The sequence below is a fragment of the Arthrobacter sp. NPDC058130 genome (assembly GCF_042884475.1).
Lineage (GTDB): Bacteria > Actinomycetota > Actinomycetes > Actinomycetales > Micrococcaceae > Arthrobacter.
Map to the genome: position 1 here is coordinate 156676 of NZ_JBHVTV010000001.1, position 20784 is coordinate 177459.

Annotated in this window: 16 protein-coding genes and 1 tRNA gene; 7 read left to right on the plus strand and 10 right to left on the minus strand. The window is 66.0% G+C overall.

Annotated elements, in window-relative coordinates; all coding sequences use genetic code 11:
- Positions 1 to 338 precede the first annotated feature (338 nt).
- Both ACFVTM_RS00750 and ACFVTM_RS00755 read right to left on the minus strand, forming a co-directional pair.
- Complete coding sequence (locus tag ACFVTM_RS00750; protein ID WP_390201410.1) at positions 339 to 944, minus strand: DNA-3-methyladenine glycosylase I; 606 nt, start codon at positions 942 to 944, stop codon at positions 339 to 341.
- A gap of 176 nt (positions 945 to 1120) precedes the next feature.
- Positions 1121 to 1375 (minus strand): cell division protein CrgA, encoded by a 255-nt coding sequence (locus ACFVTM_RS00755; RefSeq protein WP_390201411.1) that lies wholly within the window; start codon positions 1373 to 1375, stop codon positions 1121 to 1123.
- Between the two features lie 175 nt (positions 1376 to 1550).
- Here ACFVTM_RS00755 and ACFVTM_RS00760 point away from each other — a divergent pair, with 175 nt between their 5' ends.
- Entirely contained in the window at positions 1551 to 2321 is a 771-nt protein-coding gene (locus ACFVTM_RS00760) for a class E sortase (RefSeq protein WP_390201412.1), read from the plus strand.
- Positions 2322 to 2491: 170 nt separating this feature from the next.
- Positions 2492 to 3133, plus strand: coding sequence for an anthranilate synthase component II (locus ACFVTM_RS00765; protein ID WP_390201413.1), 642 nt, complete (start codon positions 2492 to 2494; stop codon positions 3131 to 3133).
- Positions 3134 to 3204: 71 nt separating this feature from the next.
- On the opposite strand, the gene pknB is transcribed toward ACFVTM_RS00765, so the two are convergent.
- From pknB to ACFVTM_RS00800, 7 genes are read right to left on the minus strand one after another with little or no spacing between them, the layout of a single operon-like run.
- Complete coding sequence (gene pknB / locus ACFVTM_RS00770; RefSeq protein ID WP_390201415.1) at positions 3205 to 5178, minus strand: Stk1 family PASTA domain-containing Ser/Thr kinase; 1974 nt, start codon at positions 5176 to 5178, stop codon at positions 3205 to 3207.
- A gap of 6 nt (positions 5179 to 5184) precedes the next feature.
- A complete protein-coding gene (locus ACFVTM_RS00775) occupies positions 5185 to 7023 on the minus strand; it encodes a protein kinase (RefSeq protein WP_390201416.1) in 1839 nt (612 codons plus the stop codon).
- Complete coding sequence (locus tag ACFVTM_RS00780; RefSeq protein ID WP_390201417.1) at positions 7020 to 8477, minus strand: peptidoglycan D,D-transpeptidase FtsI family protein; 1458 nt, start codon at positions 8475 to 8477, stop codon at positions 7020 to 7022. Before ACFVTM_RS00780 ends, ACFVTM_RS00775 begins: the two co-directional genes overlap by 4 nt.
- Positions 8474 to 9919 (minus strand): FtsW/RodA/SpoVE family cell cycle protein, encoded by a 1446-nt coding sequence (locus tag ACFVTM_RS00785; RefSeq protein ID WP_390201418.1) that lies wholly within the window; start codon positions 9917 to 9919, stop codon positions 8474 to 8476. The genes ACFVTM_RS00780 and ACFVTM_RS00785 overlap by 4 nt, the downstream gene beginning before the upstream one ends.
- Positions 9916 to 11670: a protein phosphatase 2C domain-containing protein gene (locus ACFVTM_RS00790; protein ID WP_390201419.1), complete on the minus strand. Its 1755-nt coding sequence runs from the start codon at positions 11668 to 11670 to the stop codon at positions 9916 to 9918. Before ACFVTM_RS00790 ends, ACFVTM_RS00785 begins: the two co-directional genes overlap by 4 nt.
- Positions 11671 to 11672: 2 nt before the next feature.
- On the minus strand, positions 11673 to 12155 hold the full coding sequence (locus ACFVTM_RS00795) for an FHA domain-containing protein (protein WP_390201420.1): 483 nt from the start codon (positions 12153 to 12155) through the stop codon (positions 11673 to 11675).
- Positions 12152 to 12901, minus strand: coding sequence for an FhaA domain-containing protein (locus ACFVTM_RS00800; protein WP_390201421.1), 750 nt, complete (start codon positions 12899 to 12901; stop codon positions 12152 to 12154). Before ACFVTM_RS00800 ends, ACFVTM_RS00795 begins: the two co-directional genes overlap by 4 nt.
- A gap of 385 nt (positions 12902 to 13286) precedes the next feature.
- Here ACFVTM_RS00800 and ACFVTM_RS00805 point away from each other — a divergent pair.
- Positions 13287 to 13369 (plus strand) — tRNA-Leu (locus tag ACFVTM_RS00805).
- Between the two features lie 99 nt (positions 13370 to 13468).
- Here the strand turns inward: ACFVTM_RS00805 and ACFVTM_RS00810 are convergent.
- Positions 13469 to 14179, minus strand: coding sequence for a TetR/AcrR family transcriptional regulator (locus ACFVTM_RS00810; RefSeq protein ID WP_390201422.1), 711 nt, complete (start codon positions 14177 to 14179; stop codon positions 13469 to 13471).
- Positions 14180 to 14357: 178 nt separating this feature from the next.
- Between ACFVTM_RS00810 and ACFVTM_RS00815 the strand changes: the two genes are divergently transcribed.
- From ACFVTM_RS00815 to ACFVTM_RS00830, 4 genes are all read left to right on the plus strand, one after another.
- The gene (locus ACFVTM_RS00815) at positions 14358 to 15746 is read left to right on the plus strand and encodes a flavin monoamine oxidase family protein (protein WP_390201423.1); all 1389 of its coding nucleotides are present in this window, start codon (positions 14358 to 14360) and stop codon (positions 15744 to 15746) included.
- A 49-nt stretch (positions 15747 to 15795) separates the two neighbouring features.
- Positions 15796 to 16710, plus strand: coding sequence for a universal stress protein (locus ACFVTM_RS00820; protein WP_390201425.1), 915 nt, complete (start codon positions 15796 to 15798; stop codon positions 16708 to 16710).
- Between the two features lie 14 nt (positions 16711 to 16724).
- Entirely contained in the window at positions 16725 to 18254 is a 1530-nt protein-coding gene (locus ACFVTM_RS00825; protein ID WP_390202083.1) for an APC family permease, read from the plus strand.
- A gap of 432 nt (positions 18255 to 18686) precedes the next feature.
- Positions 18687 to 20777 (plus strand): multicopper oxidase family protein, encoded by a 2091-nt coding sequence (locus ACFVTM_RS00830; protein WP_390201426.1) that lies wholly within the window; start codon positions 18687 to 18689, stop codon positions 20775 to 20777.
- The last annotated feature ends 7 nt before the right edge of the window (positions 20778 to 20784 follow it).

A 20784-nucleotide genomic window follows, 5' to 3' on the forward strand; every position in this document is an offset into this window, starting at 1 on the left:
GTGGATAACTTCTCCGGCGCCTTTCCTCCCGCGTCGGGCCGCTTCGTTCGTGGGCCGGGCCGGCGCCAGAGCGGCGTTCGGCGCCCAACAGGAGTCCGAGGGCCGCCGTAAAGGACTTGTCCACAGGCAATCCACACTGTTAATAACTTACAGCCCTGTAATTCAAGGCCGGACGGGAGGCTCATCATCGCCCGTGCGCCCCGCTGCGGCCTTTGAACCGGTCCGAATCACGCGTTTGGGCAGAAACTTATGAACAATGTGGATAAGTTTCCCCAGACTTGTGCGCAGCTGTGGATAACGGCGACGGCCCGCGAAGCCGGCGCGCCATGGTGCAGGTGTCAGTGCGGCCAGACGCCAGAAGTGCCGCGCCGGTGGCTGTCCGCCAAATGAGTGTCCACCATTCCGATAGCCTCCATGAGGGCGAACATCGTGGTGGGCCCGACGAATGCGAAGCCCTTCTTGCGCAGCGCCTTGGACAGCGCAACGGACTCGGCCGACGTAGTGGGGACCTCATCCAGGGAGTTGGGCCGCGGTGTGGTGGTCGGCTGGAACGACCACACGAAGTCAACCAGGCCGCCGTCGTCCCTCATCGCCAGCGTGGCCCGGGCGTTGGTGATGGTTGCCTGGATCTTCAGCCGGTTCCGGACGATTCCGGCATCGAGCATGAGCCGTTCCACGTCGGCGTCCGTGAAGCGGGCGACCAGTTCCGGGTCGAAGTTCTGGAAGGCCGCGCGGAAAGCTGGCCGCTTGCGCAGGATAGTCGCCCAGGACAGGCCCGCCTGGAACCCCTCGAGGCTGATCCGCTCGTAGAGGCCCTGCTCGTCGCGGACGGGCATGCCCCATTCCGTGTCGTAGTACTCGCGCAGCATGGGATCCACAGATGCCCACACGGGCCGTGCCAGTCCGTCGTCGCCAATTGTAGAGCCGCTTACTGCCGGGGTCATCTGGATTCCTTCGCTGGGGTAAAGCCTCTCCCAGCATTATCGGTCACATGACCTGGCCGGTCGGCGCAGGACCAGCCGGACGCCGGCGTGCCGGGGATGGGTGCCGGGGTTAACGACGACGGGCCGGCACACCGTGTGTGCCGGCCCGTCAGGGAATAGCTTCGCTGCGACTGGGTTCAGGAACGCCAGCGCGTGGTCATCAGGAAGCCGATAATCGCGATGCCGAATCCGGCGACGATGTTCCACGAGGCCCATGCCTGCACCGGGAAGGCGCCCTCGGTGATGTAGAACGTGATAATCCACAGCAGGCCGATGATCATCAGGCCGAACATGACGGGCTTGAACCAGACCGGGTTGGGCTTGTAGGCCTGCGCAGCAGAAGTCTGCGGGGCCACACGGGCAGTCCTTTTACGCGGCTTCGACTCGGGCACTGATCCTCCTTGGCGGGCTGGAACAAGAGCGGCAGCGTTGCTTGATATCCTGCAGGAACTGAGCCCCGGCGGCCAACACGCTCTTGGTCGAGTTTGAATTCTTTTGTCGCACAATTCTAGCTGTAGTTCAGGCCGCATCGTCGGACCCCGCCTTCGCCCCCGAGGAGAACCCGCAGTGTCGCATGCTGAGCAGGGACCCGGACCGTCCCGCAGCAGCCTGTTCCCGCGCGGCGGGCTGTTCCGGCGCGGCGTCCAGGTCGCGGGTGAGCTGCTGATGAGCGTGGGCGTCATTCTCCTGCTCTTTGTGGCGTGGCAGTTGTGGTGGACGAACGTGGACGCCGATGCCCGGCAGCGCGACGTCGTCGAGGATTTTGCTCGTGGCATCGCTGTGACAGTTACCCCAGGCCAGGCGGCCGTTGCCCCGAAACCGGCCGTTGCTACCGAACCGGCCGAGGGCGCGACAATCGGCATCCTGTATGTCCCCCGGTTCGGCGCCGGATACACGCGTCCGATTGTTCAGGGAACCACCCCGGCCGTGTTGGACACGCTGGGCATCGGACATTATCAGGGCACGGCAATGCCGGGGGCGGCGGGAAACTTCGCCGTGGCCGGGCACCGGCAGACTCACGGCGCCGTCCTGGACAACATCGACGCCTTGGTGCCCGGGGACCGGATCTACGTCCAGACCCGCGAAGGCTATTATGTCTACGTGTTCCGGAACAGCCAGATAGTCCTCCCCTCGCGGACTGATGTGCTGTTGCCGGTGCCGACGCGGCCGGGCGCCGCGCCGACGGAGAGCTACCTGACCATGACGAGCTGTAATCCGCGGTTTGGTTCCCAGGAACGTTTTGTCGCCTACGCCCTGCTGGAGCGATGGCAATCCTCCTCTGCGGGGCCGCCGGCTGAAATCGCATCCCAGGTGGCCCGCGCTGGCGGGGACGGTTAAGGGATGTACGCCTGGCTTTTCCGCCACCTTCCAGGCCCCTTATGGCTCAGGATTGCGACTGCGCTGGTGCTGGCGGTCGGAGCACTGGTATTGATGGTTCAGTTCCTTTTTCCCTGGCTGGCGCAATTCACCCAGTTAACAGATTCAACGATTGGTTCAGCAAGGCACCCATGAGCACAACCAAGATCTTGGTCGTAGACAACTACGACAGCTTCGTCTACACCCTGGTGGGCTATCTCCAGGAGCTCGGTGCGGAAACCACCGTGGTCCGCAACGACGACGTCACGCTCGCCGAGGCGATCGAAATGGCCGAGGCACGGGACGGAGTCCTCATCTCTCCCGGTCCGGGGAATCCGGCCGGGGCCGGCGTCTGCATTGAACTGATCAAGTGGTGCGGCAGCCATGACAAGCCCATGCTGGGGGTGTGCCTGGGCCACCAGGCGCTGGCCGAGGCCTACGGCGGAACGGTCACGCACGCTCCCGAGCTGATGCACGGCAAAACCTCCCTGGTCGAACACCGCGGAACCAGTATGTTTGCCGGGCTCCCCTCGCCCCTCACGGCCACCCGGTACCATTCACTGGCCGCTGTCCGGGAGAGCATCCCGGAGGTCCTGGAGATCACCGCGGAAACGGGCACGGGTGTGGTGATGGGCCTGCAGCACCGCACCGCGCCGCTGTGCGGTGTGCAGTTCCACCCCGAATCCGTCCTGACCGAAGGCGGCTACCAGATGCTGGGCAACTGGCTGGAGTCCCTCGGCATGGCCGGCGCCGCTGAACGGGCAGCGGACCTGAGCCCGCTCATTAAGCACTGACCCTCCTCATCAAGCACTGACCCGCCTGATCAAGCACTGAGCCCGCTCATCAGGCACCGGCCCGGACTGGACTAGGGCAGGAACCCGTCCAGGACCGCGTCCTCCTTGGACGTGGTCTTGCTCGGAGTCGGCGTGGGCGTGGGCGAGGGCGGCGGTGCCGGCGCCTTTGCCACCGTCACGGTGATGGTCTTGCCCTGCTCCACGAGGGAGTCCGCGGCGTCGCCCTGGCCGGTGACCTTTCCCGGTCCGACCTGCGAATTTTCCACCTCGGTGGCGTTGAGCTTCAGCCCCTGCTCGGCCAGCTTTGCCTCCGCCTCCGCCTTCGGCAGGCCGATCAGCTGCGGCACGGCAACCTTTCCGGTGGACACGACGATTTCGACGGCGTCAGCCACGGCCACCACCTGGCCGGGGGCCGGATTCGTGGTGATGACGATGCCGACCGGGACCGTGGGGTTGTTGGACATCTTGGTGGTGAGGGGGCCGGTCAGTCCCGTTTGGTGCAGCAGATCCCTGGCCGCCGCCTCCGTCCGGCCGGGCAGGTCGGTCGGAATGGTGATGGCGCTGGGGCCTTCGGAAATGTTCAGGATGATGTCCGAATTGGCGTCCATCGAGCTTCCCGACGTCGGCACCGTACCAATGGCGGTGCCCTTCGGGATGGTCTGGTGCTGCAGCCGGTTCAGCTGCGGCTTGAATCCGGCGTTGTAGAGCCTTTGCAGGGCCTCAGACTCCGTCAAGGATGTCACGCTGGGCACCAGGACCTTGGCTGCCTGCGGCGGCGCCTGGTTGGTGAGGTTGTACAGCCACAGACCGCCGCCGGCCAGCACCAGCAGTGTGAGGACCACCAGCGTCGCGATCCAGGTGCGGCGGCGCGACTTCTGCCCCGGCGTGTGGTCGCGTTCGGCCGGCAGCGCCAGGGGCAGGCTGCCGGTGTCCGCGGTTCCGTAGAGCTCGGTGTCGGCGGGCAAGAGGAACGGGTCGTCGTCGGGCGTTTCTTCCTCCGCGGGCCGCAGCCGGCCGCCGGGGGTATCGTCGAGGAACTTGGCCCCGGTCAGCGAGAAGACCGACGTAGGTGCCGAGGGGTCATGGCGGGGGACGGCGTTCGTGGGGTCGGTGGGGGCCTCACTGGCGGCCGGTGCGGCCACCGGGACGCCGCTGCGGGCTGCCCGCAGCGCACGGCGGAAGGCAGCCGCGTCCTGGAACCGGTCCGCCCGGTTCTTCTGCAGGGCCTTCATCAGCACGCTGTCCAGCGCCGCCGAGACTTCAGGGTTGAGGCTGCTGGCCGGCTCGGGGATCTCACGGACGTGCTGATATGCCACGGAGACCGGGCTGTCCCCAATGAAGGGGGGCCGTCCGGCGAGCATCTCATACAGGAGGCATCCGGCGGAGTAGAGATCGCTCCGTGCGTCGACGGCCTCGCCCCGCGCCTGTTCCGGGGACAGGTACTGGGCGGTCCCCACCACGGCTTGTGTCTGCGTCATGGTGGCCGAGGAGTCAGCGATGGCACGGGCGATCCCGAAGTCCATGACCTTGACGCTGTTCGAATCCGGGCAGAACATCACGTTGGCGGGCTTGATGTCGCGGTGCACAATCCCGGCCTTGTGGCTGTAATCCAGCGCGGAAAGCACGCCCAGCGTGAAATCGATCGACTGGTCGATCGTGACGTCCTTAGCCCTGACCATGTCGCGGATGGTCTTGCCGGAAACGTATTCCATCACGATATACGGCACCCGGACGCTGTCGTCGTGGTCACCGGGGACCGCGTGGTCCCCGGTGTCGAAGACAGCCACAATCGAGGGATGGTTGAGCGCGGCGACAGCCTGGGCCTCGCGCTTGAACCGGGCCTGGAACTGGGGATCCCTGGCCAGGTCCGGGCGGAGCAGTTTGATGGCTACCGTGCGTCCCAGTCTCGTGTCGACACCGCGGAACACGTCCGCCATGCCGCCTCGGCCGATCAGCTCACCCAGCTCATAGCGCCCGCTGAGGACGCGCTGCGTGTTCACAGGGCGGTCCTCCCTGTGCGAGGGTGTGCGGGGTGTATTGCTCATAATTGCTTAGGGTCCGGACTTGGTAGGGGAAGGAGTTGTGGCCGAAGCCTTGGCGAGATGATAGGTCACGACGCTGCCGGAGGCCACCTTGCTCCCCGAAGAAGGCTCCGAGCTTACGAAAGTGCCCGGATCTTCCTTCTTGTTCGTGGGATTGACATCGGCTCCCTTGGCCCAGCGGAGTCCGGCGTCCTGGATGGCCTGCTGGACCTCACCCTCGCTTGCGCCCGCCTTGATGGACGGAACGGAAACCATTTCCGGCCCCTTGGAGTAGCTCACCGTGATGGTGGTCCCGGGCTGGACCGGACCGGACGGGTCAATGTTGGTGACGGTGCCAGGTGTCGCGTCGTTGACCACCTCGACGCCGGTGACTTGCAACCCCTCGCCGATCAGTTCGTTGCGGACCTCGTTGAATGGGCGCCCAAGGTAGGCATCCGGGATCAGGTTGACGGCTGCCGGCGTGGATTCCGTGGGTGTCGCGGAGCTGGGGCTGGGAGTGGGCGTCTCCGACGGCGACGCGGACGACGCCGTCGGGGTGGCGCTGCTCGGCCTCGCGGAGGTGGACGTGGCACCGGTCGTGGCCGGAGCCTGGGAGGGAAAGAGGTTGCCGGCCTGGCTCAGGACCACACCGGCGAGCACGAACACGACCAGCAGGATCAGGGCAATCAGGGGCCAGGTCCACGGGCTGCGGCCGCGGCGCTTCGGCTCCTCCTCCGGCTCGTCGTAGTCTGCCTCTTCCTCTTCCTGTACCCAGGTGCGCTCGGCCGCCAGGGCATCGGCGCGGTTGAGCGCGTTGCGTGCGCCGTAGCCGCTGGCGGCGGCAGCACCGGCGGCCAGGCCTGCCGCCGCGCCGGCGCCGGCAGCGCCGACGACGGGCAGCGCGGACGTTGCCGACGTCGACCTGTCCTCCGCGGCGCTGGATCCAATGACGCTGGTGGCTGCGGTGGGGACATCCACGGGGGCCGTGATGGGTCCGGTGGCCGCCTCGAAGAGCAGCATGCCCGGCACTGCCGCGTGTGCCGCGGCGATGTCACCGTTGCGGATCGCCTCGGCCGCTTCGGAGAGCTTGATGGCGTCGGCCGGGCGGTTCTTCGGATCCTTGGCGAGCATGGACATCAGCAGGGCGCGGACGGGCCTGGGCAGCGTGTCCGGCAGCGGCGGCGGCGCGTCGTTGACCTGGGCCAGCGCGATGGCGATCTGGGATTCCCCGGAGAACGGCCGGTGGCCGGTGAGGCACTCGTAGCCGATCACGCCGAGGGAGTAGATGTCCGAGGCTCCGGTGGCAGTCTGGCCCGTGGCCTGTTCCGGTGCCAGGTACTGGGCGGTGCCCATCACCTGGCCGGTCTGGGTCAGCGGAACCTGGTCGGCCAGGCGGGCGATGCCGAAGTCGGTGACCTTGACGCGGCCGTCCGGGGTGATGAGCAGGTTTCCGGGTTTGATGTCACGGTGCACGAGGCCCTGGGCGTGGGCGACGGCCAGGGCACGGGCCGTCTGCGCGATCATCGAGAGGGTACGGTCCGGGGAAAGGACCTGCTCGTGCTCGATGATGCTGCTCAGCGGCTGGCCCGGAACCAGTTCCATGACGAGGTAGGCCGAACCCTCTTCCTCGCCGTAGTCGAAGACGTTGGCGATGCCCACGTGGTTCAGGAGGGCGGTATGGCGGGCCTCGGCGCGGAAGCGCTGCAGGAATCCGGGGTCACCCGTGTATTCCTCCTTGAGCACCTTGATGGCGACAATGCGGCCAAGGATCAGGTCTTTGGCTTTCCAGACTTCTCCCATGCCGCCGATCGCAATGCGCGTGGTCAGCTGGAATCTGCCGCCGAGGGTGATTCCCGAAGTAGGCCTCACTTATTCAACACCGCCTCAAAAATCTTCTTCGCGTTCGGACTGGTTAGGTTTGCGCCAGTGGTGATGTCTACGCCTTCCATGACGATCGTGACAGCCACTTGCGGGTCATTTGCCGGGGCAAACCCGGTAAACCATGAGTTGTTCAGGCCGTCGCCGAGTTCCGCGGTACCGGTCTTGCCGGCCACCTGGACCCCGGGCACTGCCGCCCTGCTGGCGATGCCGTCGTCGACGACGCTGACCATCCACTCGTTGATCTGCCGTGCGATCTCCGGACTCGTGGCGGTGCGCAGGGCCTGGGGCTTGGGTTCGCTGATCGTGCGAAGATCGGGGGCGCGGATGGCCTTGATCAGGTTCGGCTGCATCTGCACCCCGTCGTTGGCGATCGCGGCCGTCATCGTGTTGATCTGGAGCGGGGTGGCGCGGACGTCGCGCTGACCGATCGAGGACTGCGCCAGCCCGGCGTCGTCGAGCGGCTCGCTTGGGAAGAAGCTCGGCGCGCTGTCCAGCTTGAGCTGGTCACCGAAGTCCTGCCCGAAGCCGAACTTCTCCGCCTGGTCCCCGACGGCCTTCTGTCCCAGGTCCAGGGCGATGCTGGCGAACGGGGTGTTGCAGGACTGCTGCAGGGCAAACGCGAACGACGCCGAGGTACGCGTGTAGCAGTTGCCTCCAGCGTAGTTGGGAAGCTTGTAGTCGATGCCCGGGAACGACATCTCCGCCGGGTTGGGCAGGACGCTGTCCTTGTTGTACTTGCCCGAGTTGAGGGCGGCAGCCGTGTCGATGAGCTTGAACACCGATCCGGGCGCCAGCAAGGCGCCCGTGGGTCCGCTGACATTCTGGTTCAGGTTGATCCCGGGGATCTGGTTCAGCTCGTTGTAATTGGCCTGTTCGGCGGCTGCATCCTGGGTGGCAATCAGGTTGGGGTCATAGGAGGGTTTGGAGACCATGGCCAGGACCGCGCCGGTCTTCGGGTTGGTCACCACAATGGAACCGCGCTGGCCGTCCGGAATGAGATCGTAGGCAAGCTTCTGGATCTTGGGGTCCAGGGTCAGCTCCACGGACGCACCCTTGGGCTGGTTGCCGAGGAACAACTGGCCCACGCGGTCCAGGAACTGCTGGTCCGAACTGCCGGCCAGCACGTCGTTCATCGACTTCTCGAGTCCGGTCAGGCCGTAGTTCTTGGAGAAGTAGCCGGTAATGCCGGCGTAGAGCTCGGGCTGGGAGTAGGTCCGCTGGAATTTGCAGCTCTCGGTGGCAGGAACGGACTCTGCCACCGGGGTGCCGCCGACGATGATTGCGCCGCGGTCGTTGCAGTAGTTCTGCAGAATGGCGCGTCTGTTCCAGGCGTTGGCTTTGAGCTCGTCGGCGCCGACCACCTGCACGTAGCTGAGCGCGCCGAAGACCAGCACGAACATCGCGATCGCGGCGATCCATGAGTTGCGGATGGCCTGGTTCACAGCTGTTTCACCGCCTCGGTGGGTGCGTCGGGAGTGGTTTGGGGGGCCGGGGCCGGCTTGGACGGAATTGCGGGCAGTTTCCTGCCGGCGCCGGTGCCCTGGCCGGGCGGCAGCGGCGTCGTGTCCACCGGGCCGCGGGCAGTGTGCGAAATCATCAGGAGCAAGCCCACAATGATCCAGTTCGCCAGGAGCGAGGACCCGCCAGCGGCGAGGAACGGCGTCGTGAGTCCGGTCAGCGGGATCAGCCGGGTCACACCGCCGATCACCACAAAGCACTGCAGCGCAATCGCGAAGGAGAGCCCGGTGGCGAGCAGCTTGCCGAACGCGTCGCGCGTGCCCAGCGCGGCGCGGAAGCCGCGGGTGAACAGCAGCAGGTACATCAGCACGATCGCGAAGACGCCGATCAGCCCGAGTTCCTCACCGAATGAGGCGATGATCATGTCGCTGTTGGCGAAGGGGACAAGGTTCGGGCGGCCTTGGCCCAGGCCGGTGCCGACCAGGCCGCCGTTGGCCATGCCGAACAGGCCCTCGACAATTTGAAGGCTGCCGCCGAACTGCCGGCCATAGACCTCATCGGTGAAGGCGTTGAGCCAGCCGTCGATCCGCAGGGCCACGTGCGAGAACACGCGGGCCGCCACGAAGCCGCCCACCACGATCAGGACCAGGCCGATGATCACCCAGCTGATGCGGCTCGTGGCGACGTAGATCATGACCAGGAACAAGCCGAAGAACAGGATCGAGGAGCCGAGGTCGCGCTGGAAGACCAGCACGCCGATGCTCACGAGCCAGGCGGTGATCATGGGGCCCATGTCCTTGAACCGCGGGAACTGCACCGGGCCGATCTTGCGGCCGGCGAGCAGGATCAGGTCCCGGTTCGAGGACAGATACCCGGCGAAGAAGATGGCCAGCGTGATCTTGGCGATTTCACCGGGCTGGAAGGTCATGGAACCGATCTTGATCCAGACGCTGGCGCCCAGGACTTCCCCGGCGGAAATGCCGGGAACGAGGGGCAGGATCAGGAGCACGGCACTGATGGCCAGCGAAATGTAGGTGAAGCGCCGCAGGATCCGATGGTCCTTGAGGAACCAGATGACCGCGATCGCGACCGCCATGGCCACGACTGTCCAGCGCAGTTGGTTGTTGCCGGTGTCCTCGCCCACCCGGTCCAGCCGGTGGATCATGGCCAGGCCCAGCCCGTTGAGGGCCACCACCAGCGGAAGTATTACCGGATCGGCATATTTTGCGCGGATCCGCAGCACCACGTGGAAGGCCAGGGCGGCGGCTGCCAGGAGGCTGGACTGGAACCAGAAGTCGGTATCGAAGGCTTTTTGCCGGTCCACGCCCACGAGGGCCTGGGCGCCAATCCCGACAGCGAGGGCCAGGACCAGAAGGACCAGCTCCACGTTCCGTCGTGGCCTGGGCACGGGGTCGATGGCTGTCATTTGGCCCCCTCGCAATTCGTAGTCGGGGTGGCGGATGGTGACGGCTTGGCCGGTGTGGGGGAGGGTGTGGCACCCGGGCTCGCGGTGGCGCCGGGGGACGGGGTGGCTCCGGCGGCCGTGGCGGTGGGTGATGCCGTGAGGCATTCATCGGCCGGGGCGGTGGTGCCCGTGCGCTCGAGGTTCTTGACGATCCGCTGCGCGTCGTAGAGATCGCGGGCTGGCACCGTCTGGCGCACCCGCTGCTGCGAAAATTCGGGGAGGTCGGACATCTTGATATCGGTCACCGCTTCGAGGGTGGAAAGCTGGATGGGCCCGAGCCGCTGGGAGACGCCGTTAAAGATGGCCACATGCTGATCGTGCTCGCCGATGTAGTAGCGAGTCTGGGTCCAGGCGTAGCCAAGCCACAGCCCGACACCGAGCAGCGCAACAATCGCAGCGGCGATGGACACCGTGAGCCACCGGCGCGGGCGGCCTGTGGGCCGGAAGTCTTCGGTGTCCTCACGGGCCTGTTCCGACTTGTGCGTCAGGACGGTGGCCGCGCGCCGGGCGACGGTGCGTCCGGCGATCGTCGGAATGGACCCTGAATCCGCTGCTGCGGCGGCGGCCCCGACAAGTTCGTGGGGGCGGGTGGAGAGTTCTTCACGCAGGACTTCGGCCGAGAGGTGTTCGCCCAAATGCGGATCGGTGCTGGTCTCGGGTTCTTGGTTTCCGGCCTCCCCGGAGGCAGCGGCCGGCGTGCCGCCGGCCGGAGAGCCCGGGGCAGTGTTGGCGGATGACTGGCCCGCCGCAGCCCCAGAAGAGGCTCCGGTGGCGCTACCGGCGTCGTCCGTCTTTCGTGGCCCGCCGGGGGGCTTCGCGGAACTAACCGTGTTGCCGGTCAGCGCCGCGGCTGACGCGGGCGGCGATGCCGCCGCGGCGGGAGTTGCCGGCGCGGGGACGACGTCGACGGCGGCGGTCCGGACGTCGTCGCGCGTCTCTTCGGCGATGTCGAGGACCACCACAGTGACGTTGTCCGGGGCACCGGCCTCCAGGGTCAGGTCAACGAGCACCTCGGCGCATTCCGCCAGGTCCTTCGTCTCCCGCACTGTGCGTTCCACGACGTGGCCGGCCACATAGTTCAGGCCGTCGGAGCACAGGAGCCAGCGTTCCCCGGCGTGCACAGCCAGCGTGTCGAGATCCAGCTCCGGACTGGCATCCACGTCCCCCAGCACGCGCATGAGGACGTTCTTGTGCGGATGCGTTTCGGCCTCTTCGGGGCGCAGTCGGCCTTCGTCGATGAGCCGTTGGACAAAGGTGTGGTCGATGCTGACCTGTTCGAACTCACCATCGCGCAGGCGGTAGGCCCGTGAGTCGCCGATATGGGCGAAGTGGAGCTTGCCCTCGGCGAGCAGCAGCGCCGTGACCGTGGTGCCCATCCCGGCCAGTTTGGGATTGATGTGCACCAGCTCGGACAGCAGGGAGTTGGCCGTCTGGATTTCGTCCGCGAGGACGGTGCCGGCGTCGCCGTCGTAGTCATCATGATCCAAGTGGATCATGTCCAGAACGGTCGCGGCGGAGGCGACGTCGCCGCCGGCATGGCCACCCATGCCGTCCGCAACGACGGCGAGGTGCCGGCCCACGTAGGCGGAGTCGTCATTCTTGGCACGCACGCGGCCGACGTCCGAGCGTGCGGCATAACGCATGATGAGCGGCCGCTTCGGGGCAGTTGTCTTGCCTTCGGCCCTGTCTGCGGGAATATCCGGGGCAGCCATGGCTACGGCCTCAATTCGATGACCGTCTTGCCGATTCTCACGGGGACGCCCAGCTCCACCGGGAGTGCCCGGGTCAGCTGCTGGTCTGCCAGGTATGTGCCATTAGTCGAGCCGAGGTCCTCGATGAACCAGCGGCTGCCCTGCGGAAACAGGCGGGCGTGGCGGCCCGAGGCGTAGTCGTCCTCCAGGACAAGGGTGGCTTCCTGCGCCCGGCCAAGGAGGATGGGGCTCGCCGCGAGGGGGATTGTGGTGCCCTTGAGCGGACCCTCGGTCACCACCAGCTGGCGGGCCTGCTGTCTGACGGGCGCCGGCGGCGGCTCGGCGAGAGACGGATTCTTACGGACCTGGCGCGCTGTGGGGGCCCCGGCGGCCGCCTTGCGGCCGATCATCAGATCGCGGCGCATGGCGGAGACGATGCTGAAGATCAGCACCCAAAGAAGGATAAGGAACCCGAAACGCAGGGCCGTGATGGTCAGTTCGCTCATGCGCGGCCGCCTGTGTTGGCGGTCAGTAGGCGGAAGATGATTTTGGTCCGTCCCATCGTGATCGTGGCGCCGTCAGTAAGTTCCGAACTGCCCACGATCTTTTGGCCGTTGACGTAGCTGCCGTTCGTGGAGCCGAGATCGATCGCCTGGGCTGTGCCCGGCCCGGTCCGGATTTCCAGATGGCGGCGCGAAACGCCGGTGTCGTCAATGAGGATGTCTGCTTCCGAGGACCGCCCGAGGACGATCGATGGCGCGTTCAGCGAGTAGCGCTGTCCGTCGATGTCCAAAACTGGTTGCAGCTGTGCCGGCTGGCGCGTCGGCGCCGCCGGTACGTTGCCGTGACCTGTCGGCTGGGCCGGGGCGGAAGGGGCGGAGGCTTTCTCGGTCCGCGAGGTGATGTCGAAATCCCCGGCGCGGTGCTCTTCGTCGCGGCGGAAACTGATCCGGACCGGCCCCTGGAGGGTGTAGCCCTGGCTGCGGACGTGGTTGATGACGACGTCGCACAGTTCTTCCGCCAGCGGTGTGCCCCATTCCTGGGCGCGCTGGAAGTCGTCACTGCTAAGGAGTACGTCAAAAACGTTTGGGGCAAGGGTGCGTCCCGCGGCTATGGTGATGGCTTTGTTGTCCACCTCGCTGCGGAGACGGCTCGCGATCTCGACAGGCTCAACCTGGGCGCGAGAACCGGTGGAGAAGACTCCGCGGACGGCCTTTTCGATGCCGCGCTCGACTTTGTCCAGCAATCCCATGGTCCTTCTCCTTTCCTGATGGCTGCGTGGGCAGCGTTCGTTCCGGAACTCGGTTTCCAACTTTTGCGAGCCCGCGATCAGCAGACACTCCTACATCAGATACTACTGGGCGTGTCTGGGAATGGCCTCAACGGGCACCGCCGGGCCGGTGCCGAAATACGGGCAGACCGCGCCCTGACGTGCGCGGACATCCCCTGCGCGGCCGCGTCGCAGGGGCCCGACGTAACGTTCGGCAACCGGGCCCGGCTGGCCGGAAAACTGCCCGGATCCGGGACCCCGCCTGCCCGATTGGTGTTTTCCGGTAATTGTCCGTTATGCTTGATCTCGCTGCTTTTACGAGGTTGGCGGTCCGGGAAACCGGCCCTGTCCGAGTGGAAGAAGTTGCGCGCGAGTGGCGGAACGGCAGACGCGCTGGCTTCAGGTGCCAGTGTCCGAAAGGGCGTGGGGGTTCAAATCCCCCCTCGCGCACGCATATGGAAAGAACCCCGGTCTTCGGACCGGGGTTCTTTTGTTTAACCCAAAATCTTAACCCAGGCTTTTCCCGGGCCGCCGGCAAGCCAAGGCCTCTCAGGCCGCCCGCAGCGCACCCAGCCCGGCGAGGAGTGCCTCCAGTCCCAGGCTGAAGGCGACGTCGGCCGGCTTTTGAGGGCTGTCCTCGGCTAGGCGGTTGACGGCGGAGGTGAAATTCGGCGTCGACGCCGCCATGCTGCCGGAATCGAAGATGTCCGGCGGTGCCGTGACGTCGTAGGCGGAGCCAAAGATGAAGGATTCGAAGGCAACGATGGCCGGGACGATGCGCTCCTGGGGAAAACCGGCGCGGCTAAAGCCGGCACTGACGGCCTCGTACATGGCCAGGGTCTTCGGTGCATCCGCCACGGGGAGGACGGCGATGACGGGGATCAGCGGCGTGTGCTTGGAGAACACATCCCGGTAGCTCCAGGCCCAATCCCGCACGGCTTGCTCCCAGGGTCCGTTCTCGAAGGCGGTGACGTCCACGAACGAGGTCAAGTGGTCCTGGACGAGAACCAAAACGTCCCGCTTGGAGGAGACGTGGTTGTACAGCGCCGACGGCGCCACATTCAGGGTCCGCGCCAGCGCAGCCATGGTGAAACCGTCGTAGCCGCTCTTGCCGATCAGCTGCAGCGCGGCCGCGGTGATGCCGTCCTGGTCCAGCACGGCCGCGGCGGGCCTGCCCACGCGGCGGCGCGGCCCGGCAGCCGGGCTGTGCTGGTCTGCCGGGCTGTGCGGGCCGGCGGGGACGCTGGTTGATGCCGTCATTCCGGGACTTTCTACTAGCTCTGCGGGCGGTTTCTGGGTCTTCCCATTCTGCCCCTACTTTACGGGCCAAATTCCCTGGACGGGGGTCTTCCCCGAAGCGGATGGAGGGTCTATCATTCTAAATGAACGGCATTCATTTAGTGGTTCGCATCACTTCAGCGGCCACGGAGAGGACATCATGCTGGAACTTGAACGCGACGTCGTAATCGTAGGGGCCGGCCCCTCGGGACTGACCGCTGCCCGGCAGCTGAAGAAGGCAGGGCTGAGTGTGTCGGTGCTCGAAGCGCGGGACCGCGTGGGCGGCCGCACTTGGACCGACACGATTGACGGGGCCATGCTCGAAATCGGCGGCCAGTGGGTCTCCCCGGACCAGACGGCGCTCCTGGGGCTCCTGGATGACCTCGGGCTGCAGACATATTCCCGCTACCGCGACGGTGAATCCGTCTACATCGGCGCAGACGGCAAGCGCACCTTGTACACCGGCGACACCTTCCCGGTCAGCGAAACCACCGCGGCCGAGATGGACAAGCTCACGGCCCTGCTCGATGCCCTGGCCGCGGAGATCGGCCCCGAGGAGCCGTGGGCACACCCCAAGGCCCGCGAACTGGACACGATTTCCTTCCACCACTGGCTGCGGCAGAACTCAACAGACGAGCAAGCCTGCAACAACATCGGCCTGTTCATCGCCGGCGGCATGCTGACCAAGCCCGCCCACGCCTTCTCCGCCCTGCAGGCCGTCCTGATGGCCGCCTCCGCCGGGTCCTTCACCAATCTCACGAATGAGGACTTCATCCTGGACAAGCGGGTCGTCGGCGGGATGCAGCAGGTTTCGCTGCTGCAGGCCGCGGAACTGGGCGAGGACGTCGTCCTGGACAGCCCGGTCCGCACCATCAACTGGGCCCAGGACGCCAGCGGGGTATACCGCGTCACCGCAGTCTCCGAACGGGCCACCGTGAACGCCCGCTTCGTCATCATGGCCGTGCCGCCGAACCTGTACTCCCGGGTGTCCTTCAACCCCCCGTTGCCCCGCCGCCAGCACCAGATGCACCAGCACCAGTCCCTTGGCCTGGTCATCAAGGTCCACGCCGTGTACAGCACGCCGTTCTGGCGCGAGGACGGCCTGTCCGGAACCGCCTTCGGCGCCGGCGCCATTGTGCAGGAGGTCTATGACAACACGAACTACGAGGACCCGCGCGGCACGCTGGTGGGTTTCGTCTCGGACGAGAAGGCCGACGCCATGTTCGAGCTCAGTGCAGAGGACCGCCGCCGGGCCATCCTCGAGTCGATCGCGTCCTTCCTCGGCGAAAAGGCCCTGGATCCCGAGGTCTACTACGAGTCCGACTGGGGCTCCGAGGAATGGACCCGTGGAGCCTACGCCGCCAGCTACGACCTCGGCGGGCTGCACCGGTACGGCAAGGACCAGCTGGCGCCGGTAGGCCCCATCTACTGGTCCTGCTCCGATCTCGCGGCCGAGGGCTACCAGCACGTCGACGGCGCCGTGCGGATGGGGCAGGCCACAGCGGCCCGGATCGTCGCCGCTGCGGACCGCGCGTCCGTCGCCTCGTAGATGTAGAAACCCCAGCAGTTCCAGTCAATTCAGTTAGGAGAGCGGCCAGATGCGTTACGTAGTAGGGTACTCAGCCAATGCCAGGGGCCACGATGCCGTCAATCTGGCCGTCTCCCTGGCGCTTGGGCGTGGAGCGAGCCTGGATCTGGTGCTCGTGGTCCCCGAGGTGCAGCAGTTCGGGGCCGCCCACGCACCCAAGGCCGGATTCGAAACCCTTCTCACCGAGCAGGCCCAGGAGTGGCTCGACCAGGCACTCTCGCTCGTTCCGCCCGGTGTCCCGGCCGAGGCCCACATCCGCATTGGTGATTCGGACGCCCACGCGCTGATTGAAGCGGCCGAAGAGCTCGGCGCGGACATGCTCATTATCGGCGCGACCAGCTACGGGATCTTCAAACGCTTCACGATCGGGTCCGTCGCCGGAGCCCTGCTCCACGCCTCGACCGTTCCGGTGGCACTGGCACCTCATGGCTACAGCCGGCAGGAAGCCTTGACCCGGATCAGCTGCGGTCTCGGGACCCGGGCAGGCGCCGAGAAGCTGCTCGATTTTGCCGTCGGCATGGCTGCGAACCGGGAGGTTCCGCTGCGCGTGGTGTCGCTCCTGGCGCTCGACGGCGGCGATGCGGCCGGCGCGGCCGAGGCGGCCCGGGAGTATGCGGCCAGGCACCTTGCCGCGGCCCTGCCGGGAAGCGAACAGGAAGTCCGCGCGGAGGCGAAGGCGGAGGTCGTCGTCGCGCACGGCCGCAGCATCGAGGAAGCGGTGGACCGCCTGGACTGGGAGGCCGGCGAGGTCCTGTTGATCGGTTCCAGCCGGCTTGCCAAGGGCCGGTCCATCTTCCTTGGCAGCACGGCCAACCGCATCCTGCGCGCCCTGCCCGTGCCGATGATCGTGGTCCCCAGCGACTATGAACTCAAGACCCTCAATCATTCAGCGTCGAATGACGTCCCCCGAGAGGCACAACAATGAGTACTGACCATGCGATGTCCCAGGCCTCGCACCCCGGACAGCAGCCCGGCCAGAAGCACGACCAACACGGGCTCAGTGAGAAGGGCCTGAAGGCCGGATCGGTGGGGCTCATTGGCGCCGTCGTCATCGGCATTTCCTGCATCGCCCCGGCGTACACTCTCACGGCGGCGCTGGGCCCCACCGTGGCCGAGGTCGGCGTGCATCTGCCCGCGATCTTCCTGGTGGGTTTTATCCCCATGCTGCTGGTGGCGCTCGGCTACCGTGAACTGAACAACGCCATGCCTGACGCCGGCACCTCCTTCACCTGGTCCTCGCGGGCCTTTGGCCCCTGGATCGGCTGGATGGGCGGATGGGGGCTGATTGCTGCGACCATCATCGTGCTCTCGAACCTGGCCGCCGTCGCGGTGGACTTCTTCTACCTCATGCTGGCGCAGCTCACCGGCAACCCGGACCTCGCAGACCTCACCACGAACCTGCCGCTGAACATCGCCACCACACTGGTGTTCATTGCCCTCGCCTGCTGGATCTCCTACCGCGGCATGGAAACCACCAAGAGCGTCCAGTACGTCCTGGTGGGATTCCAGCTGCTGGTCCTTGGCTGGTTCTCGGTGGCGGCGTTCAGCCACGTCGCCAACGGAACGGCCTTTGACGCCACTGCCATTGCCCCGGACTGGTTCAACCCCTTCGCGGTCGGATCCTTCTCCGCCTTCGCCGCCGGCGTTTCGCTGTCCATCTTCATCTACTGGGGCTGGGACGTCACGCTGACCATGAACGAGGAGACCAAGAACCCGGAGAAAACCCCGGGCCGTGCCGCCACAGTCACTGTGCTGGTCATCGTGATCATCTACATGACCGTTGCGCTGGCCACGCTGTCCTTCGCCGGCGTCGGCGACACCGGCCTGGGGGCCGGCAACCCGGAGAACCAGGGCAGCATTTTCGCGGTCCTTGCCGGGCCGGTGATGGGCCCCTTCGCCATCCTGATGTCGCTGGCCATCCTGAGCAGCTCCGCCGCGTCGCTGCAATCCACGTTCGTGTCGCCGGCGCGCACCCTGCTGTCCATGGGCCATTACAAGGCCCTGCCGCAAAAGTTCGGCAGGATCAGCCCCACGTACAAGTCGCCGAGCTATGCCACGATCGCCTCGGCTGCGGCAGCCGCAGCGTTCTACGTCATTACCCGCACGACGTCGGAGAACGCGCTGTGGGACACCATCACGGCACTGGGCATGATGATCTGCTTCTACTACGGCATCACCGCGTTGGCCTGTGTCTGGTTCTTCCGGGCCGAGGCGTTCAGCGGGGCGAAGGCGTTCTTCTTCAAGTTCCTTGCGCCCCTCCTTGGCGGCGTCATCCTGCTGGTCATGTTCGTCAAGACCGCCTATGACTCCATGGATCCGGCGTACGGTTCCGGTTCTTCAATCGGTGGTGTGGGCCTGGTCTTCATCCTGGGCATGGGCGTCATCCTGCTCGGCGTCGTGCTCATGCTGGTCATGGCCCGGATCCGCCCCGAGTTCTTCAAGGGCAAGGTCCTCTCCCGCGGGGTCTGAGCCCGCCGCCGGGTCCGGGAAGGTCCCCGTCCGGCAGCCATTGGAAAGTCACCACACTTACCAATTGGCTGTCCGGACGGGGACCTTTCTCCGTTGCTGGGCTGGCTCCGCGTGAAGGGCGAGCTCCGCTCCGGAAAGCCCAGTGATTCCAAAGGTCTCCAACCCATCATGAGGGGGTCAGCGGCGGAGGGCTAAGCCAAGCTGAGCCCACAAGGTAGGGAGATTCCTCGTGATCACTTCTCGTTGCAAGGAACGATTCGCAGGGGTTGGCGTCCGAGGGTCGCAGGCCGCCCCCTCGGCCCCACTCGAAGGGGACGGGGACTCGTGATGGATAAGGCTCCAGACACAGGCGGCGTGTCCCGCCGAACGCTTTTGAGGTTGGGGGCGGCCGGGGGTGCAGGCGCCGCGCTGGTTGCCGCGAAGGGCTTGGGGGTGCCGTTTCTCGCCCAGAGGGGCCTGCTCACGGCCGACGGCGCGTTCGCCGCCACGTCGGCCGCGCTAAGTGACGCGTTGTTCTACATTGAAAAGTTCCCGACGAGCCCGCTGATCCTCTCGCCGTTCAGCGACGAGCTGACGATCCCGAAGGCGCTCGCCCCGGTGCCGAAGTCGGTGTACAGCGCCTGGCCGAAACCGCCGGGACCCGGAGTGGGTCAGCAGAACTCGCTGGGCAACGAACGGCATCAGATCTGGCCGAGCCAGATCGGCTATCCGGACCCTATCGTCTACAAGATTGACGTGCTGCTCCGGACCCATTCCTTCACCAAATCGAAAGTGCTGCCGATCGATTCGGAAGGACAGCCGACAGTCTCGTACGACTCATCCGGCAAGACCTTCGCGGCCGGCACGACGCGGACATTGCCGCCCAGCACGATCTACGGCTTCAACGGCACCATACCCGGGCCGATGATCAACGCCGAGTACGGGAAACCGGCGCTCGTCCGCTTCGAGAACCATCTGGACGAGAACCCGCTCCACCTCGATCGCCAGGATTTTGGCTCCCCGGACTGGTCCTTCCTGACCCACCTGCACAACGGCCACACCGCGCCGGAGAGTGACGGCAACCCGCACTACTCGATGGTGTCCGGGCCCAAGCACCCGGGCTTCAGGCCGCAGATGTTCGTCGACAACCTGTACCTGAACTGGCCGGCCGGTGGAGACGACCGGGAGAAGCAGAGCTTCTTCTGGTTCCACGACCACACGATGGACCACACGGGCTCGAACGTCTACAAGGGCATGGTGGGCCTGTACCCGATCTACGACCCCAAGAACGGTCTGGACATGGGAGACGAGCGGCGGGGCCTCCGGCTGCCCGGTGTCCGCAAAAACAACTCGGACGGGTCCTTCGACGTCAAGTACGACATCCCGCTGGCCTTCTCCGACATCCGCCTTGACGACGGCGACACGGTGCACAAGGACATCCACGACGTGCAGGGCGAGTTCCCGGCGGCCAAGAACCCGGCCAAGCACCCCGAGTGGTGGGGCAAGACGTTCTACAAGCACTTCCCCAACCACGGTTTCGTGGGCGATATCTTCGCAGTCAACGGCACGGCCTTCCCGGTACTGGAGGTGAAGCGGCGCAAGTACCGCTTCCGGTTCCTCGACGCCTCGGTCTCGAGGATCTACGAATTCAAGCTGATGAGCTCGACGCAGGGGCCCAAGTCGTCGGCGTCACTCGGCTACATCCAAGACGAACTGGAGGGCCAGTACCGCATCCCGGACGCCCAGCAGTGCATGCAGTTCACCCAGATCGCCTCGGACGGTGGGCTCCTGCCGTTCCCGGTCAAGCGGGACTCGTTCGAACTGTGGCCGGCCAAGCGGCGCGAGGTCATTGTCGATTTCACCAGGTACCAGGACGGCACGCCGACCACCAAGGGTGACGTCATCTACCTCACCAACGTCATGAAGATGCCCAACGGTCGGATGTGGTCAAACTCGTCACGCTTCTTCCCCGATCCGGCCTACAGGGTGCCGGTGCTGAAGTTCGTGATCGGCGACACCGCGCAGGATGACAGCCGGATCCCGGCGCCCCTGACCCCCCTGCGTCCGCTTCCGCCGCTGCCGAGCAACTGGCGGAACCTGTTGGACAACCGCCTGATCTTCGAGGTGAAGCGGGGCGCCCTGGGCGGCGAGATCGAATGGCTCATCAACGGCAAACCCTTCGACCCGACGACCGTGGCGACGAGCCTAAGAAACAAGGCCGGCGCAACGCCGCTGGCCGCGCCCAAGAAGAACAGCTTCAACCTCTGGGAGATCCGCAACGGCGGCGGCGGCTGGGTGCACCCCTTCCACCTCCACATGGAGGAGCACCGCACCGTCATGCGCAACGGCAAGGACGTGACTCTCGCAGGAGACAGCGGGCATCCCGACGACGTCTCAAAAGAAGACCTGGCGGCGCTCGATCCCAACGAGTCGGTGATCCTTTACCGGGGATTCCGGGACTTCGTCGGGCCATACGTAGCGCACTGCCACAACCTTGCGCACGAGGACCACTCCATGATGTTTGGCTGGGAGATCAGGCCATGAGGCAGCG

What these genes read in the sequence shown, in the direction of transcription:
- ACFVTM_RS00785 (WP_390201418.1), bottom strand. Translation starts at nt 9,919, where the DNA reads ATGACAGCCATCGACCCCGTGCCCAGGCCACGACGGAACGTGGAGCTG.
- ACFVTM_RS00795 (WP_390201420.1), bottom strand. Translation starts at nt 12,155, where the DNA reads ATGAGCGAACTGACCATCACGGCCCTGCGTTTCGGGTTCCTTATCCTT.
- ACFVTM_RS00815 (WP_390201423.1), top strand. Translation starts at nt 14,358, where the DNA reads ATGCTGGAACTTGAACGCGACGTCGTAATCGTAGGGGCCGGCCCCTCG.
- ACFVTM_RS00765 (WP_390201413.1), top strand. Translation starts at nt 2,492, where the DNA reads ATGAGCACAACCAAGATCTTGGTCGTAGACAACTACGACAGCTTCGTC.
- ACFVTM_RS00825 (WP_390202083.1), top strand. Translation starts at nt 16,725, where the DNA reads ATGTCCCAGGCCTCGCACCCCGGACAGCAGCCCGGCCAGAAGCACGAC.
- ACFVTM_RS00820 (WP_390201425.1), top strand. Translation starts at nt 15,796, where the DNA reads ATGCGTTACGTAGTAGGGTACTCAGCCAATGCCAGGGGCCACGATGCC.
- ACFVTM_RS00750 (WP_390201410.1), bottom strand. Translation starts at nt 944, where the DNA reads ATGACCCCGGCAGTAAGCGGCTCTACAATTGGCGACGACGGACTGGCA.
- pknB (WP_390201415.1), bottom strand. Translation starts at nt 5,178, where the DNA reads ATGAGCAATACACCCCGCACACCCTCGCACAGGGAGGACCGCCCTGTG.
- ACFVTM_RS00810 (WP_390201422.1), bottom strand. Translation starts at nt 14,179, where the DNA reads ATGACGGCATCAACCAGCGTCCCCGCCGGCCCGCACAGCCCGGCAGAC.
- ACFVTM_RS00790 (WP_390201419.1), bottom strand. Translation starts at nt 11,670, where the DNA reads ATGGCTGCCCCGGATATTCCCGCAGACAGGGCCGAAGGCAAGACAACT.
- ACFVTM_RS00800 (WP_390201421.1), bottom strand. Translation starts at nt 12,901, where the DNA reads ATGGGATTGCTGGACAAAGTCGAGCGCGGCATCGAAAAGGCCGTCCGC.